Source organism: Protofrankia sp. CiP1_Cm_nod2, assembly GCF_920664355.1.
GTDB lineage: Bacteria > Actinomycetota > Actinomycetes > Frankiales > Frankiaceae > Protofrankia.
The window spans coordinates 1-15962 of sequence record NZ_CAKKTL010000115.1; the positions used below are offsets into that span (position 1 = coordinate 1).

General features: G+C 66.8%; 18 protein-coding genes. 1 reads left to right on the top strand and 17 read right to left on the bottom strand.

All coding sequences use genetic code 11. From position 1 onward, the window contains the following. Positions 1–666: HAD family hydrolase (locus NBW84_RS13995; protein ID WP_445548715.1), on the bottom strand; the 666-nt coding region annotated here is incomplete at its 3' end. Here NBW84_RS13995 and NBW84_RS14000 point away from each other — a divergent pair. Then, a complete protein-coding gene (locus NBW84_RS14000) occupies positions 605–1243 on the top strand; it encodes a uridine kinase family protein (RefSeq protein ID WP_250285171.1) in 639 nt (212 codons plus the stop codon). The two genes, NBW84_RS13995 and NBW84_RS14000, sit on opposite strands and share 62 nt — an antisense overlap. Here the strand turns inward: NBW84_RS14000 and NBW84_RS14005 are convergent. The 16 genes from NBW84_RS14005 to NBW84_RS14080 all read right to left on the bottom strand — a co-directional run. Next, positions 1233–2117, bottom strand: a complete 885-nt coding sequence (locus NBW84_RS14005; protein ID WP_250285172.1) for an FkbM family methyltransferase — start codon at positions 2115–2117, stop codon at positions 1233–1235. The two genes, NBW84_RS14000 and NBW84_RS14005, sit on opposite strands and share 11 nt — an antisense overlap. Next, positions 2114–3046, bottom strand: coding sequence for a branched-chain-amino-acid transaminase (gene ilvE, locus NBW84_RS14010; RefSeq protein ID WP_250285173.1), 933 nt, complete (start codon positions 3044–3046; stop codon positions 2114–2116). The genes NBW84_RS14005 and ilvE overlap by 4 nt, the downstream gene beginning before the upstream one ends. Before the next feature lie 12 nt (positions 3047–3058). Next, the gene (locus tag NBW84_RS14015) at positions 3059–3724 is read right to left on the bottom strand and encodes a transaldolase family protein (protein ID WP_250285174.1); all 666 of its coding nucleotides are present in this window, start codon (positions 3722–3724) and stop codon (positions 3059–3061) included. Beyond that, positions 3724–4311, bottom strand: coding sequence for a D-glycero-alpha-D-manno-heptose-1,7-bisphosphate 7-phosphatase (locus NBW84_RS14020; protein WP_250285175.1), 588 nt, complete (start codon positions 4309–4311; stop codon positions 3724–3726). Before NBW84_RS14020 ends, NBW84_RS14015 begins: the two co-directional genes overlap by 1 nt. Continuing rightward, positions 4308–4886, bottom strand: a complete 579-nt coding sequence (locus NBW84_RS14025) for an SIS domain-containing protein (protein WP_250285176.1) — start codon at positions 4884–4886, stop codon at positions 4308–4310. The genes NBW84_RS14020 and NBW84_RS14025 overlap by 4 nt, the downstream gene beginning before the upstream one ends. 20 nt (positions 4887–4906) lie before the next feature. After that, positions 4907–5902 carry a GHMP family kinase ATP-binding protein gene (locus NBW84_RS14030; RefSeq protein ID WP_250285177.1) on the bottom strand — a complete coding sequence of 332 codons (996 nt, stop codon included), beginning with the start codon at positions 5900–5902 and terminating at the stop codon, positions 4907–4909. After that, positions 5899–6822 (bottom strand): NAD-dependent epimerase/dehydratase family protein, encoded by a 924-nt coding sequence (locus NBW84_RS14035; protein ID WP_250285178.1) that lies wholly within the window; start codon positions 6820–6822, stop codon positions 5899–5901. The genes NBW84_RS14030 and NBW84_RS14035 overlap by 4 nt, the downstream gene beginning before the upstream one ends. Further along, entirely contained in the window at positions 6819–8045 is a 1227-nt protein-coding gene (locus NBW84_RS14040; RefSeq protein ID WP_250285179.1) for an NUDIX domain-containing protein, read from the bottom strand. Before NBW84_RS14040 ends, NBW84_RS14035 begins: the two co-directional genes overlap by 4 nt. Beyond that, a complete protein-coding gene (locus tag NBW84_RS14045) occupies positions 8042–9208 on the bottom strand; it encodes a glycosyltransferase family 4 protein (protein WP_250285187.1) in 1167 nt (388 codons plus the stop codon). The genes NBW84_RS14040 and NBW84_RS14045 overlap by 4 nt, the downstream gene beginning before the upstream one ends. After that, the gene (locus NBW84_RS14050; protein ID WP_250285180.1) at positions 9208–10155 is read right to left on the bottom strand and encodes a sugar phosphate nucleotidyltransferase; all 948 of its coding nucleotides are present in this window, start codon (positions 10153–10155) and stop codon (positions 9208–9210) included. Before NBW84_RS14050 ends, NBW84_RS14045 begins: the two co-directional genes overlap by 1 nt. Then, positions 10152–11207: a hypothetical protein gene (locus NBW84_RS14055; protein ID WP_250285181.1), complete on the bottom strand. Its 1056-nt coding sequence runs from the start codon at positions 11205–11207 to the stop codon at positions 10152–10154. Before NBW84_RS14055 ends, NBW84_RS14050 begins: the two co-directional genes overlap by 4 nt. Before the next feature lie 5 nt (positions 11208–11212). After that, positions 11213–12526, bottom strand: coding sequence for an AMP-binding protein (locus tag NBW84_RS14060; protein ID WP_250285182.1), 1314 nt, complete (start codon positions 12524–12526; stop codon positions 11213–11215). Then, positions 12523–13707, bottom strand: coding sequence for an MFS transporter (locus tag NBW84_RS14065; RefSeq protein ID WP_445548716.1), 1185 nt, complete (start codon positions 13705–13707; stop codon positions 12523–12525). The genes NBW84_RS14060 and NBW84_RS14065 overlap by 4 nt, the downstream gene beginning before the upstream one ends. Continuing rightward, the gene (locus NBW84_RS14070; RefSeq protein WP_250285184.1) at positions 13700–15136 is read right to left on the bottom strand and encodes a condensation domain-containing protein; all 1437 of its coding nucleotides are present in this window, start codon (positions 15134–15136) and stop codon (positions 13700–13702) included. Before NBW84_RS14070 ends, NBW84_RS14065 begins: the two co-directional genes overlap by 8 nt. Further along, positions 15136–15534, bottom strand: a complete 399-nt coding sequence (locus NBW84_RS14075; protein ID WP_250285185.1) for a VOC family protein — start codon at positions 15532–15534, stop codon at positions 15136–15138. Before NBW84_RS14075 ends, NBW84_RS14070 begins: the two co-directional genes overlap by 1 nt. After that, the coding region (locus tag NBW84_RS14080) for a phosphosulfolactate synthase (RefSeq protein ID WP_250285186.1) at positions 15527–15962 on the bottom strand (436 nt) is incomplete at its 5' end. The genes NBW84_RS14080 and NBW84_RS14075, both read right to left, overlap by 8 nt.

The window sequence follows — 15962 nt, forward strand, 5'->3', positions numbered from 1 at the left end:
GGCTCCGAGTACATCGTTGACAAGCCCGTCTCCGACGTACCAGGAATGTTGGAGTGGGACGCCTAGCCGCTCGGCAGCGCAATCAAATATCCTCGCGTCGGGTTTCTCCACCCCAAGCATTTGGGAATCGACCAACACGTCGAAATAGCGAGCAAGGTCAAAGGCGCCGAGCTCTTGTTCCAATCGGCCATCGGCGTTGGCCACCGCGGCCAGGCACACACCCCGTTCCTTCAGCTCAGCGAGCGTCGCGTGAGCGCCCGGGTCAAGGACCGAGTATAGTTCGGGATGGCGAAGTGCGCGAGCAAAGGCCGCTTCCGCGCGGCTTGAAACGACGTTGAGGAGGAAGCCAAGGTGCCGGGCGACCCGGCCGTCCCCATCCGCCCCTCGCGGGTAGTCGAGGTGGCGGGCCTCCGCGGCCAGGACGAGTGCGGCGACGGCGTCGCTGGGGTCAACCTGCACACCTTCCTCCGCAAAGCACCCGGAAAGCACGTCCCCATTGACATGAATAAGTGTCATTCCAACATCGAAAAGTATTGATTTTGGCATTTTAGAATCCACTGGATAAGAATCCATCTTACGTCTGGAACTATGGTTTGATCGGTACATGACAACTACTGGATTCCGCTCCACAGAACTGCTCGACCTCGGGACACTTGCCGAGCGCATCCGCCAAGAAGTCGATCTTCCGCTGATTGGCGTAGACGGCCCTGGCGCGGCGGGAAAGAGCACCTTCGCCGTGGCGCTCGCCCGGGCTCTCGGCGCGGTGGTCGTCCAGGGAGACGACTTCTACCTGCCATCGACGATCCGACCATCCGGCGACTTCGTCCCGGGGGCGCAGTTCGACCTCGACCGGCTGCGCGACCAGGTCCTCTCTCCGGTCGTCGGGAGGTCGCAGGCCAAGTACCAACGGTACGACTGGGACCACGACCGTCTCGGCGACTGGGTGGATGTGCCCGCCGCAGTCCCGGTGATCATTGAGGGGATCTACAGCACCGAGGCCCGCTTTCGGTCCTTCTACACTCATCGAATCTTCTGCACCGCCGACCGCGGGCTGCGCCTCGCCCGCGGACTGGAGCGCGACGGCGAAGCCGCCCGCTCCCAGTGGGTCGAGGAGTGGATGCCCGCCGAGGACCGCTACTTCGCCGAACAGCACCCCAGCGACGCGGCCCATCTGGTCCTCGACGGTTCCGGCACCGGCGAGCAGCCCCGTTACACGATCATTGGCGGCCACTTCACCTCCTGACGAAGATTGCTGAATGGGGTCCGTGGTCCGCCGCAGCGGAGAAACCGTACTCTGCGAGGCGGGCCACGATCCGCTCCCTGCTCACGTACTTCGCATGGATGTCCAGCGCCAGCACCCGCACGCGGCGCAGCCAGTCCGGACGCCCATCGAGCAAGATCTGCTCTTCGGCCCCCTCGACGTCCACCTTCAGCAGGTCGGCGCTCTCCCAACCGGCGGCGTCCAGCAGCTGGTCTACGGTGACCGCCCGCACCGCCAGCGGAGGTAGCGCGAGGTCGCGCTCCGGCCGGTGCCGGAATGCTGTGCGTGCCTCGGCCACCGATTGGGTCGTCGAGCTTGACGCCCACCAGCCACTCGGGAACAACCGCACCTCCCCCGGCTGTCCCGCCACTGCAGCCTGCTCGACCACCCAATCGAACCCGTTGGCCGCCGCGTTCACGCGAAGTTCCTCCGCGTTCTCTGGGACCGGCTCGACGCACACCACCCGGGCGTTGGGGAAGCGCAGGCTGAAATACAAGGGCGAGGCGCCCATGTTGCTCCCCAGATCGAGCACGGTACGGACCTCTCCCCCGGCCTCCTCATACGGGAACTCATAGATTCCGTACACGAAGACCTCCCGGAGCACGAACAGATCGCTCAGCCCGGCCCGCAAATGGCATCGTGCGGTCCGTCTGCCGACCGCGACGCGCACCCAGCGGTGTGCCCGACCATCCCCCGGACGGCCCGCGACTAGCCGCACGTGAAACTCGAGAACCGGCCAGATCAGCCCCTGTCGCCATGCAAGCCCGATGTCACGGACGAACTCGCGCCCCTGCCGTGCCAGCAGTCTGAGCGGCCCGGTCTGCGCGCTATCCTCGTCACGACGCAGGTATCTCACAGCATTGGTCCGGCGGTGAGCCAGCCTCGGGTGTCGTCCTTTCCCTGCCGACAGGCGTCGTAATAGCGCTCCTGCAGCTCCCGGGTCAGCGGTCCGGGCTTGCGCCCTCCAACGTCGAGTCCGTCTATGCCGGTGACCGGCGTAATCTCGCACAGGGTTCCGGCGAGGAACACTTCGTCGGCGAGGTAGAGTTCAGTGCGTTCAACGTCCCGCTCCTCGACTTCGGTACCAGTTTCGGCGAGCAGTTCGATTGCGCTGCGCCGGGTGATGCTCTCAAGGATCCCGGAGGTCAGCCGCGGTGTCGCGACCCGTCCGCCACGCATGACGAACACCGAGGCGCCACCGGTCTCGGCCACCCTGCCCTCAGGGTTCAGCAGGATGGCCTCCCCGTACCCGTGTGTCGTCGCCTCGAGCCGGGCGAGTCGCAGGTTGTAGTAGTTGGCGGCGGCCTTCACCCGGGGTGGGGCGGTGGAGTCGTCCGACCGCCGCCACGACGAGACCTGGCAGGTGAGTCCCTGCTCAATGGAGTCCGCGCGCGCCGACTCGAAGACTGGCAGGAAAAAACCGCAGTCCTCGGCAGAACCTCCGACGGTGTACTTGCCCTGCTCAAGGTAGACGGTCGGGCGGGCATAAACGTCCTGGCGATAGCCGAGGCGGGCCACCAACTCGCCGAGCGCCCGGGTAACCTCCTCCACCTGGATCGGCCGGGGAATACGGACGACCCGCATCGACTCGGCTAACCGCCGGACATGGTCCTCGACATGGACGAAGTAGTGCCGTGACTCGGCCTCGTTCCAGTAACCCCGCAGTCCTTCGAAGACACTCGCCGCCCGCAACACCACCTCGCTCCAGACGTGCACCCGGGCGTCCTGCCAGGGGCGCACCGCCCCATCGAACCATATCCGCTCAGGCGTGGACAGATCGCTCATCATTCTCCTCCGTTATGAACCATGCGGCGCTCCGGCGTCCTGTAGAAACTGCTTCACGGTGTGGCGTGCGTACTTGTGATCGACCAGGGCCGAGAGAACGTCCGGCGGCAGCGTCAGGCTGTGGGCGCCAGCCGTCATGCTCCGCTGCGCGTCAGCGGCACCGCGCACGCTCGCCGCAACCAGCCGGACCGGCAGCCGCCAGTCGTCGATCCAGCGCCGGCATGCGGCTAGGACCCCAGGTCCGTCACCGCCCTCATCGTTGATCCGGCCGACGAGCACGCTGGCGTACGCGGCACCCGCCTTCGCTGCCAGAGCCACCTGCCCGAACGACAGGCAGGCGGTGGCGTTGACCCGGACCCCCGCCTCGGCGAGTGTAGAGATCTCGGCGAGACACGGCTCGCCCTCCGGAGTAAGCACCGGCACCTTGACTACGATGTTCGAGGCGAGGCGGTGCAGCTCCACACCCTCGCTGACAAGTTCTCCACCGGCGGCAGAGGTGACCTCCGCGTGCAGGGGGCCGGGCGCGACCAGGTCACTCAGTTTGGCAAGCGTGCCCGTACGGTCCGTGACGCCAGCCCGACGCAGCACAGTCGGGTTGGTGGTCACGCCGTCCAGGACCCCCTGCCGTAGCCAGTAGCGGATCTGCGCTTCGTCGGCGCTGTCGAGGAAGAGCTGCATCAGAAGTCCTTGTAGAGGATCGAGCCGACGAGGTCGGGAAGGTTGTCCGCGATGAGGTCGGGGCGTGTGCCAGCGAGTGTCGGGCACCGATCGCATCGAGCGGAACCGAGCCAGGCTGTGCGGCATCCCGCGGCCCTGCCCGCCCTGACATCTGTTCCCGTGTCCCCGATGAACCAGCAGTCGGCGGGGGCGGCGCCAAACACGGCAGCCGCTTTCAGCAGCAAGCCCGGGCGCGGCTTGCGGTCAGGGCAGTCGACGCGCAGCCTGGTTACTGAGGCGTCCGGGTGATGCAGGCAGTAGAAGACGTGATCGATCCGGCCGCCTTCGGCTTCGAGACGGTCCAGCAAGGTCCGGGTCACCTGACCGAGCAGCCGAGCTGTCATTTTCCCTTTGGCGATACCCGGTTGGTTGGACGCGATCGCGCAGGGGACGCCGGCCGAAGTGATTCGGGCCACAGCCTCTGCCGCTCCGGGCATCAGCCGGACCTGTTCGGGACGGGCCGGGGAATCGACCGTACCCAGGTCGGGTTCGTGCCAGAGCCGGTTGAGCACGCCGTCCCGATCGAAAATGATCGCCTTTGGCTTCATGGGCGCAACGTCTCCCAGAGCGGCGTGACGGTGTTCAGCCGGGGATGGGTCGCCAGCATGTGCCAGACGACCGACTGGATGATCTCAGTGTGGGTGGTGCGGAAGGTCAGATCTGCGACGGGCACGCGGATACAGACGTCGGCCAGGCGCGCGGTTTCGCCGCCGTCCGGGCCGACCACCCCGCAGACGAATGCCCCCCGCTCGGTCGCAAGCCGCACCGCCTCCACAAGGTTCACGCTCACCGGCGGATCCTCGGAGCCGCCGCCCACTGAGAACACCAGCACCGCGTCCCGAGGCCCAAGCCGGCTGTCCTCGAGCCAGCGAGAGAACGCGTAACGCCACCCGTGGTCGTTGGTCAACGCCGTGAGCGAAGCCGGGTTATCGGTCGGTGCATAGGCATCAAACCCTGCCAGCCCGCGCAGGTCACAGACCGCATGCCCGGCGTTGCCGGCACCGCCGCCGATCCCGAGGATGAACAGCCGGCCGCCGGTGTCCCGCACCTCGCCGAGCCGCTCGGCGAGCTCGTCGACGAGGGCGGTGTCGAGCCGTCCGGATATGGCCGCCAGCTCGTCCAAGAACTGCTTGCTGAAGCCCGTCAAGGTCGTCCTCCTAGGCGGGTGGTGACGGTTCCCTTATCGGTGAACGTGAAAGGCACGTGGACCAGTCCGGTGTCGCGCAGCGCGGCAATCACCCTGGGATGGGTGTCGGGACCTGCGTAGACGAGCAGGAATCCGCCACCACCCGCACCGACGATCTTGCCTGCTTCCGCTCCTTGGGCACGCGCGGCGCTGAGCCAGTCGTCCCAGAGACCCGAGGCCTCGCGCTGCCGTTTGATGTGCCAGTGTTCCCTCATCAGTGGTGGGATGTCGTCCAGCCGTCCGGCTTCAAGCGCGACGCGGGTCTCGTCGCCGAGCTTGCGGATGTGGTCGAGCTGCTCGATCCGGCGGCTTAGTTCAGTGCCAGCCGTCGGGACCACGAGCTGCGCCACGCTGTCGCGGCGCCGTCTGGTATAGAAAAGCAGCAAGCGCTCGTCTAACAGTCGCAGCGTCCTCGGAGTAGCCACGATCCGCGTCGCGGTTACCGTTCCCGATGTGTCGATGACTAGCCGGCGCGGCCCGCCTAGCCCGCAGGCGTAGTGGTCCTGTTTACCAATTGGCATGCCAAGTCGGCCTACTTCCAATTCGTGAGCCTGTTCGATGAGCTCCACGGGGGACGGTTCGCGCCCGGCCAGTGCGTGCAGGACGCCCAGCAGGCTGATCGCGAACGCGCCCGAACTGCCGAGCCCGGTCCCTGGCGGCACGGGCCCCATCGAGGTGATCTCACAGGGCCGATCGGTTCCGGTGAGTCGGAGCGCTTCTCGTAGATAGGGATTGCCGACTTCAGCCCCCGCCGCGGTGATGTCTGTGACGTCGTGGGAGAACCGGTGGCCACCGTCCAGGCGGCCAAGCCGGCCGACAACGGTGACGCACAGCGAGATGGCGACAGTCAGCATGTCGCCTCCGAACCGGGATCGGTAGAAGGGCAGGTCGGTGCCGCCCCCTCCGAGCGTCAACCGGAGAGGGGTCCGTACGATGGCGAGGGCCTCGGTCACGCGGGCTCCCGGGTTGCGATGAGCCGTCGGACCGCCTCCGTGACGGCCTGCGCCGCAGTCAGCCGAGGCCGCCAGCCGGTCGCCAGGATCTTCTCAATGTCCAGCTCGACCACTGGCTGGTCTCCCGGCCAGGACAGGTCCGTTGAACTCGGTCTGAGCTCCGGCGGCGGCAATCGCAGGGCACGGGCCACGGCGTGCGCCACTTCCGCCACACAAAGGCTTCCACCGGCGGCGAGGTTGTAGACCTCGGCTCCGGTCCCTGCGGGCAGGTCGGCGACGTACCGCATTCCTGCAATCACATCGTCGACCAAGACGTAGGACTTGCGCTGCCTGCCGTCTCCGAGGACGGAAAGGACGGTGGGGTCCCGGTCGAGTTTGGCGATGAAATCGCGTATGATTCCCCGGCTCATCCCGCCGCCGACGGCGTTGCCTAGCCGGAAGACAAGCCCGCGAATACCGAAAAGCCCGGTATAGGCGGAGATCAAGCCTTCACAGGCGAGCTTCCCCGCCCCGTACAGTGAGCCTGGCAGCAGAGGACCGTCCACCTCGCGGACGACCGGGCCCAGCCCATTGCCATAGACCGCACTCGTGGATGGGAAGAGAAGTGTTCCAACCCCGGCTTGGCGCATCGCTTCGAGCACCTGCTGGGTAATCCACACGGAGGAGCGGAAGTCAATCCCGGTGTCCCGGGCTCCGAGCGGGATGTCGGCATTGGCCGCGAAGTGCCAGACCTCCTGAATTCCCGGCACTGCTCGAGGAAGCACGTCTGCGAGTTCTCCCCGCAGGTAGGCGACCTGGTCGGGCGTCCCCGGAAGCGGGTCGACGAGGTCCGTGGCGATGACCTCGTGCCCGAGACCCGCCAGGGTCTGGACGGCATGGGAGCCTATGAACCCTGCCGCCCCGGTGACGAGTATCTTCATGCTTCGGCCTCACCTTTCTGATCCGATCGGTGCAGCAAGAGGGCAGCGAGGGTCGCTGCGTCGAAGACCAACCCGTCCGCGATGTGCCGGGCAAGCAGGCTGGGCGGGACGCACCAGGTCTCGGCACCGAGCTCGCCGGCCTCGAGCCGCGCCACGTCCCGGCGTACGGCTCTGACCTCGACGACAGCGAAACTCTGCGCCGCCCAGTCAGCCGCCTCGTACAACCGCTCCGCCAGGACCCGCGGCGCGGCGCCGATCCAGCCTGTCTCCTCGGCGAGCTCACGGAGCGCGGCATCCGTGGCCGACTCGCCGGGAAGCACTCCGCCCTGCGGCAACTCGAGACTCCATCGGCCCGCCGCGTATCGGAACTGCCGGGTCATTACCAGGGAACCGTCATCCAGCCGGCAGAGGACCAGCACCGAGTCCGCCCGGGTGACCATCGCGAACGGCTCGATGGAGCCATCGGCGAGGCGGACCTCATCCTCACGCAACTGCATCCATGGGCTTGAGAAGACCTGGCGGGTGCTGATCCGCTGCTTCGGCGGGCGTCCGTCCACTAGCCTCGCGAACTCGGCATGGCTCACCGGCGAGCCGATCTCGTAGAAGCGCTGATGGACTTCGAGCGCCGCGAGCTCACCATCCTCGATCAGCGACCGGAAGAGCGTTCCGAGGTCCGCGGGGCCAGGCGGGAGGCGGCTCAGCGAGGCGCGCCGCAGCAAAGCGATGCCGTAATCGACGTACTCGAGCCCCTCAGCGGCCTTGTCGTACCGGACGACAAGGCCGTCCCGGACCTCGGTGTTGCTGGGCACGAGCCGGTCCTGGTTGTGCAGGACGACCATGGCGGCCTCCCGGCCGGTGGCGTACCAGCGCTCCACTAGCCCAGCGAGGTCGACCGGGGTGTAGGTGTCGCCCAGCAACAGGACGAATTCCTCCTCCAGGTTGGCCTCGCGGAGGCAACCGGCGGTGCCCAGCGGCGTGTCCTCGACGGATGCGGTCACCTTCAGACTGTCCGGGGGGCGCTCCTCCAGGTAGGCGATTACCTGGTCGGCGCGGTGGCCCAGGCAGAGATGGATCGAGGGGATGTCCTGCACGGCGAGGAGATCCAGGACGTGCCCGAGGAAAGGACGGCCCCCGACCGGAGCGAGGACCTTGGGCAATCCGGGCAGCATCCCGGCCAGCCGGGTACCTGGCCCGCCCGCCACGATGACCACCTGAGAGATCATCCGACGACCTCGTGGAGCACCTGTTCGGTCCGGTCAATCATCACGGTCTGGGAGAAATGCTTGACCACATGTCCCCGGGCGGCGGCACCCAGCCGGGAGCGCAACTCTGCGTCGGCCCGCAGCCGTCGCAGAGCTCCAGCGAGGCCTTCGGCGTCGTCGGGATCCACGAGTTCGACGAGACCGGCCCGAGGCCCGGCTGCTCCGGCCGCGAGGATCTCGGTGAAGCCCCCGATCCTGGTGGCGACCGCGGGTCGGCCCGAACTCATGGCCTCCAGCAGCGCCAAGCCGAGTCCCTCGGACAGGCTCGGCTGGGCGACAGTGTCGGCGGCCGCGAGGAGGTCCGGTACCCGGCTGTGATCCACCTCGCGGTCGATCATCACCCTCCCGCGCACGCCGAGGCGGTCGACCTCCGCTTCCAGCGCCCCGGCGTACTGCGTGGACGCCGAGCTGACCGTTCCGGCAATCACCAGCCGGGCCGGCTCCTCGACCCGGGCGAACGCCCGGACTAGACCGAGGTGCCCCTTCCGCTCCTTGAGCCGTCCGACCGTGACGAAGAGGAACTCCCCGTCGCCCAACCCGTACCGGCGCCGGAACGGTCCTCCGTCACGACTGGGGTGGAACAGTTCGGTGTCGACCCCGTGGTGGATCAGCCGGATCCGTTCCGGCGGCAGCAGCTTCGCGGCGCGGGCACGGTAGTACTCGGACCCTGCCAGCACAAGGTCGGGTGCGAGGCTGCGGTAGCCCAGCGCAATCTTTCCTCGGCCGAACGGTTCGGTCTCGGGCTTGTGCTCGTGGTAGGAACCGACCAGCGGAATGTCCAGTTCGGAGGCGACGATCCTGCCGAGAACGGTCGTCTCCAGATTGTTCGCGACGACGACGTCGGGGAACCATCCCGCCAGAGCGCGGGCGAGCTCGGGCAGCAGACCGAAAACCATCTGCTCCCAGGGCAGCTTACTCGGATCCGTAAGCAATTCCCGGTACTCCGAAAGTCGCCGGACCCGCAAGCGGTCACGTTCAGCTGTCAAACTCGTGCCCGCCACCCGGTCGGTGACTACCATGACGTCATGGCCACGCGAGGTCAAACCCTCGGCCAGCACGCTCGCGTAACTCTCCGCACCGCCTGTAGTGGGCGGAAAGCCAGAGGTCAGCAGAAGTACCCGCATCAAGCCAGCACCTCCCCAATGACGCTTTCGCCCTCTGGAACCACGGCATCGGGCAGCAGGACGCAGTCCCGTACCTTTGCTCGGGGCCCGACCACTGCGCCCGGGCCGATGACGACCCGTTCGAGAACAGCCCCTTCGCCGATCCGCGCACCCTCGGCCAGCAGGACCGGCACGTCTCCGAGTGCACAGAGATTGGCAGCCAGAAGAGATACGGGAGTCCCGAGATCAATCCATATCCCGTCGAAGAGATGGGCCCGCACCGTGTGTTCGGTAGCCAGTAGCATCGGAACCACGTCCTTGAAGTCGTACTCACTGTCCTCCGGCGGATTCAACGCCCGCACCGCCCGGGCGCTGAGCACATAGACACCGCAGCTCACGACCGATCCCGACGGAGCATCCGCGGGCTTTTCCCGGAGCCCGGTCACCTGCCCGCCGCTGTTCACGTCAAGCACACCGAATCGGCTGGGGTCCTGCACGCTGGCCGCGGCAATCGTCAGATCCGCGCCGTGTGCGCGATGGTCCATAACCAGCGCGGCGTAGTCGAGGTCACTCCAGGCATCGCAGCTGACTACCAGGACTTCGGAGCCCGTGGGCAACAATGGACGACACGCCGCCACACCACCCGCCGGGCCGCTGGGCCGGGGCTCGGCGACGAGCTCAAGGTCGATTCCGCCATCCCGCAGCCTCCGGGCGGCCAGCCCGAGCTGGTCAGCCAGATGATGGACATTAGCAATAATCGAGGAAACCCCGGCTGCCTGCAGCCGGGCGGATGTCCAGTACAACATTGGGACGTTCAACACGGGCACAAGCGGCTTGGCGATGTGGATGCTAATCGGCCCGAGACGTCGGCCGGCCCCCGCCGCCAAGATGATCGCCGGGACACGCGCGGCATCGGACGGCTGCACATGCGGGAGCGGGGCCGCGAGCAGGGCCTCCAGAATCGTCACCGGGAAGTGACGGCGTAGGTGACGGCTGTCTTCGGGTTGGCGAGAAAAAGCTTGTTGACATCCTCTTCCGAGAGGCCCACCGACAGCATGTTCCGCCGTTGGCTCCGGTAGCTGGAGCCACCTGCGGCGACCGCGCCGTCGTCGCGCAGCCAGAGCTCGGAAAGTCCGTCACGGACCAGGTCCTCGTCAGCCAGGATGGGTACCTCGGTATGGTCCGTCAACGCAATCAGCCGGTCTGCGCCGAGGTACGCGAAAGTCTTCCGGCAGATCTCCAGGTCAACATGATGGCCGTCGAAGTTCAGACATGGCTGCAGGAGGCCGGTGCGGGCGGCCGCCAGCATCGCGGCCGGAACCGGGCCGAGTAGCTCGGTCAGGTCGGCGGTCTCCCAGTCGTGCTGAAGAAATGTGGTCAGTTCCTTGTCCCTGCGGGTCCGTTCCTCCGGAGTGCGCCAGGCATGGGTGAAGGAGCGAGGCATGTCGTTGTACAGGTGGTCAGTGAGGATCAGGTTCGGTGATGGGCTGTATCGGGGGTGAAGGAACTCCAGCACCTCGTTGAGGCGCCGTGCGCTTTGCTGCGGATCGTCCCGGTGGAAGTGGCCGAGCGCCACGCGCAGACCCCGGTCATAGAACTCCGTCAGCAGGTTCGCAAAAGTGAAACCGGGTTCAATCTCCTCGTCGAGCGCGAGGGCGTCTGGCGCGAGTACCACGTACTTGAGGCCGAGTGGGCCGAGCTCAGCAAGAGATCGCCATTCGGTGCTGTCCGGACGCCAACGCCCTGAGCGCGGGATACCGCCCTGCGGCCCAAGAAGCGGTCCCTCTACAGCGAATCCAGCGATGTTCGGCAGCAAGACGTCCGCTGCAAGGCGGTGGTACTCGCGCACGGTCTCCGCGAATCTAGGCAACGCCTCCCTACGCAGGTAGACCGTGGGCAGGATTTCGAGGTTACGGTCGGCTGCGAGCTTCTGGAGGTGGGGCAGCTCATCGGGCTTCAGCGCGGAGAAGTCAATCGATTCCAGACCGTGAAAATGGTAAAGGAAAGCCTCAATAGCCACTGTTGTCACCCTTCTTTGAGGAGGTTCTTCTGAAGCTTCCCGAGCTGGTTGCGTGGCAGGGCGGTGGTCATATGGATGGCACGTGGCCGCTTGAACGGGCTCAGCCGTTCCGACAGATGCTCGTTCAGCGTCTCGGCGGACACCTCCTCCGAGAGCACGACCCAGGCGGTGACTCGCTCGCCGAGCCAGTCGTCTGGGAGACCGACCACCGCGGCCTCGGTGACCGCGGGGTGGCTGAGCAGGGCGTCTTCGACCTCACCAGCGCCGACCCGGTATCCAGCGGTTTTGATGATGTCGGTGGCGCAGCGGCCGGCCAGGGAAAGCGTCCCGTCGTCACCTAGGCGGCCGAGGTCGCCGGTCGGGAACCAGCCGTCCGGCAGCAGCGTCGACGGACGGCCCAGATATCCGGAGAACAGGCTGTCCCCTCGTACCAGGACCTCGCCGGTTTCCTCGGGCATCCCCGCATCACGCAGGACGATCTCGACGCCGGGCAGGGGGCGACCGAGCGAACCTGGAGCACGATCGGGATCCGAGGGCGAAGGCGAGGCGATGACCAGCGTTTCGGTCATTGCGTACCGGTCCAAGATCAGGTGTCCGGAGATGCGTGCTATCCGGGTGAAAGTCGCTCTGGGCAAGGGCGCGGCCCCCGAGACGAGCAAACGTGCGCCGGACAATTCCTCGACCGCAGCGTCAGCGAGCGAACCCCAGGTCGTCGGTACCCCGAAATAGATGGTTCCTCCCAGAACCGGCCGGAGCATCGGGCCGGTGTAGACCAGCGGAGAGCCGAGCCGGAGCGGGCCGAGGACGCCGAAGACTAGACCGTGCACATGTGTCAGGGGCAGTGCGTGCACCAGCGCGTCGTCGGCGGTCCAATCCCAAACCCCGGACAGGGCGTCCAGGCCGAAGGCAATCGCGCGCCGAGACAGGACCACGCCCTTAGGTCGTCCCGTCGAGCCTGACGTATAGAGGATCAGCCCGGGCGACTCGTCGGCCGGGAGTGGGGCCGGGAGAGGAGCGTGCGCGCCCGGCTCAACCTCGTCGAGGACGAGATCGGGAGCGCTGTCGGCGAGGATGTGACGACGCTCTTCCGTAGCCGTTCCCTGGCTGATGGGCACGGCCGCCGCGCCTGCAGCAATCGCTCCGGCAACCGCGATCATGGTAGCCTGCGGGTCCGTAGTGGCGACCGCGACGGTTCTGGCACCCGCCACTCGGGCGGCAACCGCACCCACGGCGGCGGCCAAGTCGTCCGAGGCAAGGCGGCCGGAATCCGTGCGGAGCTCGGCGGCCCCAGCGTACAGAGCGCTCAGAAGTGTGTTCACGACGTGGATACCTTTCTTTGTGCACGAATGCACAGGCCGACGGTGCCTGCGGCCAAGACCGCCACGCCGCCGATCCCGAGGGGCCAGCGCGGCCCGAGGTGCTCCCCCGCCCAGCCGAGGACCGGTGCGGTTAACGGTGCGGTGCCGAGCAGGCCAATCGACCAGAACGCGAGGATCCGGCCCCGCATGGCCGCGGGAGTGGCGCGCTGCAGGGTCGCGTTGCCGACCGCGAGGAAGGCCGTGCACGCCGCCCCCGTGACGGTGAGAGCGGCGGACGCCGTCACTAGCGAACGCGATAACACGACGAGCATCAGCCCGCACCCTGCCGCCAGTGCGAAGCGCGCCATCACTTCCTGCGTCGGCTCGACCGACCGTGCCACCAGCGGACCCGCGGCGACCGATCCGATGGCCAGCGCGCCAAGGAAGGCGCTGAGCGTTAACGGTCCGCCACCGAAGGACTCCGCGGCGAGCACCGGCAGCGTGACCATGAATTTGTAGGCGAAACCTCCGAAGAGGAAGACCATGACCAGTGGCACGAGCAGTGCCCGGTCCCCGGCGATGAGGCCGGTCGCCGTCCGGACGTCCGTCTCCGCGGCCCGCCGCCCGGTTTGGCTCACCGGCCGAACGAGAACCAGGAAGACGATCAGAGGGAGGTAGGAGAACGCGTTCCCAATAAAGCACCAGCCCGGCCCGAACGAGGTCATCAGAAGCCCGCCCGCGAGCGGCCCGAGTGCACGGGCCACATCCGCCAGGACCGGGCCGACCGCAGTGACCTTGACCAGATGTTCGTCGGCCACCAGCTCACCGGCGAAAGCGTCCCGGGCCGGCAAATCGACGACATCCAGTAGGCCCATGAGCGGCAGCGTCACGAAGACTGTCCACAACTCGAGCGCGCTGGTGGCGGCGAGTATCCCCAAGGTCAGCGACAGGCAGGCGAACGCCACCTGGCTGACGAACAGCGACTTGCGTCGGCCGAATCGATCGACGACGGCACCGCCGAACGGGCCAAGCACGAGCAGCGGGAGGAACTGGAGGGCGAATGCCAGGCCGAGGGCGGTGCCGGACCCCGACCGGCCGAGAATGAACCACGCGCTGGCCACAGCATGGACCCAGGTACCGAGCAATGAGACACCTTGCGCGGCCGCCCACCAGAGGATGAGCCTTCCGCGTCGCTCAGCCACCGGCCGCCCAGGTCAGCATCCGGGACCAGCCGTCGAGCAGGTCCGCGACCAGGGCGCTGGGCAACCAGTCCTCCTCATAGCGGAGATGCAGTTTTTTCTCGCCCGCCTCGAACGTCAGGCCGGGGAATGCCACGTCGTGCGGGACTGTTTGCTCTGGGCCAATCTGGCGGCTCTCCAGCACGTTCAGCAGGACGAACGGGGCCATCGGCACCTGCGCATAGGCGTCCGGCTGAAGAGCACGGATGAGCGCGGCGGACGGAATCCTGTGGCGAAGGGCACCCGACCAGGCACGGTTGACGGCCTCAAACACCATGCCGGGGTCCACCGCTCCGTCCAGGGCCGGGGCCAAGGGAAGAGCGTCGAAGAACGGGCCGACGGCCTCGTGGGCACCGGTTCCATCCCGGTTCGCATAGCAGAGCTGGAGAACCGGTGCCGATCCGTGACTTCGGCGCAGGTGAAGCGCCAAGGCACCGGCCAGCACCAAGGTCGGTGTCGTCCCAAGGGCACGTGCGGTCGGGCCGAGCGGCAGCGGAGCATCGCATGTCGCGGTTGCGGCCTGGTAGGACGGGCGCTCCGGACGGTCGGGGAAACCAGGAAGGACGCCACGGACGGCGGAGCCCCCGAGAATCTCCCGCCAGTAGGACAGGCGCTGCTCCCCGGACGGGCCGGTCAGGTGGCTTTGCTCTGTACTGACGAGATGCGTGAACGTCCCTTCTCCTCGCTCAGGCACCGACTTTCCTCGGCAGCGGTCGAAGATCTCCCGCGCCACCAGCCGCATCGACAGGTCGTCGCCCAGGAGATGATGCAGCCGCAGTACAACGGCACCGTCGCCGTCCGGGGATTCGAAGCAAATTACACGGAACAGCGGAGGCCGCCAGAGATCGAGGTCCGTACTTGCCTCGGCGGCAATCGCCGCATCGAGATCCGCCACCATGCGTTGGATGACGGGAACGTCCGACGAAGGCAGGTGCCGGACACGCCAGACGCCGCCGGACTTTACAAAACAGGCCCGGAGCAGGGGGTGTGCCTCGACCGTCGCCCGCACTGCGGTGCGCAGCACGGCCGGATCAATCCTTCCGGGCAAGATCCGCGTCATGACGAACCGTGGCAGCATACCGCCGAAGCTGCGTACTCGTTGCTCTTGGAGAAGTCGCTCAAGCTGGGCTTCGGAGACGAGGTCTCCCATGTCGTTCAAGCTCGCCTCGGGAGTCGCGGTCTCAAGCGTCGCCGCGTACCCACCGGCCCTCGGGTTCTCGTAGAGCTCGGCGAGAGAGGCGGGAACGCCCGCCGCGGTCAGCTTCGCCACCATGTCGACCGCGGCCAGGGAATCGCCTCCCGCGCTGAAGAAATGCGTTTCGGCATCCACCTCGGCAAGCTGAAGTACTTCCGCCCAGATGGCCCGGACCTCCGCCAGGAACGGCGGCGCCATCAGTACATCATCCTAGGGTCGGCGTAGTGCTTGAACTCGAGCAGGTTCTGGCTCGGATCGATGAGCGCGATGGTGCGGTGTTCCTCTGCGGTTCCTTCGAAGCGAAGCTGCACCTTCTGGAACACAGAGATATCGCGCAGATCCACGATTCTGAGCAACGCCTCGAAATCGGCTGCGGCCTTGAACGTGACCCCGAAATGGCGGGGGTAGAGCTTTGGTTCGACGATCGGCTCGTCCGGCGAGTGGTGGCAGACAAGCTGGTCTCCGAAGAAGTTGAAGGTAACCCGGTCGTCGTAGCGGCGGGCGACCTGGCAGCCCAGTGCAGTGTAGAATCTTTCGGCCTCGGCCAGGTCACGTGCCGGAACCGCCAGGTGGAAGGCATCCGTGCTCTCACGCACCGGCCACTGCCATGGTGTCGGCACGGAGTCCGAGCCGGAGCGTCTCCAACCCGATGACCTCAGCCAGCGCGATGTTCGCCAGGTTGACACTGGGGCCAAGCCGGTCGACGAAATAGGCCTGCAGAGTCTTGGTGGGAGCCTCGAAGATGAGACGGTCCGTCGGAACAGGAGACCGGAGGATGTCCTCGATCAGCCCGATCCGCAACCGCCCATCCGGCCGGCAGATCCCGCTTGAGCCTGACTCCCTGGCCTCAAGGATCACATGGTCCGCGCCCGCGCCGAGATCCTTCTCGATACTCTCGACCCACTGGCTAGGGGAGAGCCGTTCCGATTTCTCCCCATCCTTGTACCCCACTTCGGCGAGGATGCGGAACTCGCCGGCGAGCTTGGCTACGTAGCTCGCCTTCTCATCAGCGGACATGTCGAGA

What these genes read in the sequence shown, in the direction of transcription:
- NBW84_RS14000 (WP_250285171.1), top strand. Translation starts at nt 605, where the DNA reads ATGACAACTACTGGATTCCGCTCCACAGAACTGCTCGACCTCGGGACA.
- ilvE (WP_250285173.1), bottom strand. Translation starts at nt 3,046, where the DNA reads ATGAGCGATCTGTCCACGCCTGAGCGGATATGGTTCGATGGGGCGGTG.
- NBW84_RS14015 (WP_250285174.1), bottom strand. Translation starts at nt 3,724, where the DNA reads ATGCAGCTCTTCCTCGACAGCGCCGACGAAGCGCAGATCCGCTACTGG.
- NBW84_RS14020 (WP_250285175.1), bottom strand. Translation starts at nt 4,311, where the DNA reads ATGAAGCCAAAGGCGATCATTTTCGATCGGGACGGCGTGCTCAACCGG.
- NBW84_RS14035 (WP_250285178.1), bottom strand. Translation starts at nt 6,822, where the DNA reads ATGAAGATACTCGTCACCGGGGCGGCAGGGTTCATAGGCTCCCATGCC.
- NBW84_RS14040 (WP_250285179.1), bottom strand. Translation starts at nt 8,045, where the DNA reads ATGATCTCTCAGGTGGTCATCGTGGCGGGCGGGCCAGGTACCCGGCTG.
- NBW84_RS14045 (WP_250285187.1), bottom strand. Translation starts at nt 9,208, where the DNA reads ATGCGGGTACTTCTGCTGACCTCTGGCTTTCCGCCCACTACAGGCGGT.
- NBW84_RS14070 (WP_250285184.1), bottom strand. Translation starts at nt 15,136, where the DNA reads ATGGCGCCGCCGTTCCTGGCGGAGGTCCGGGCCATCTGGGCGGAAGTA.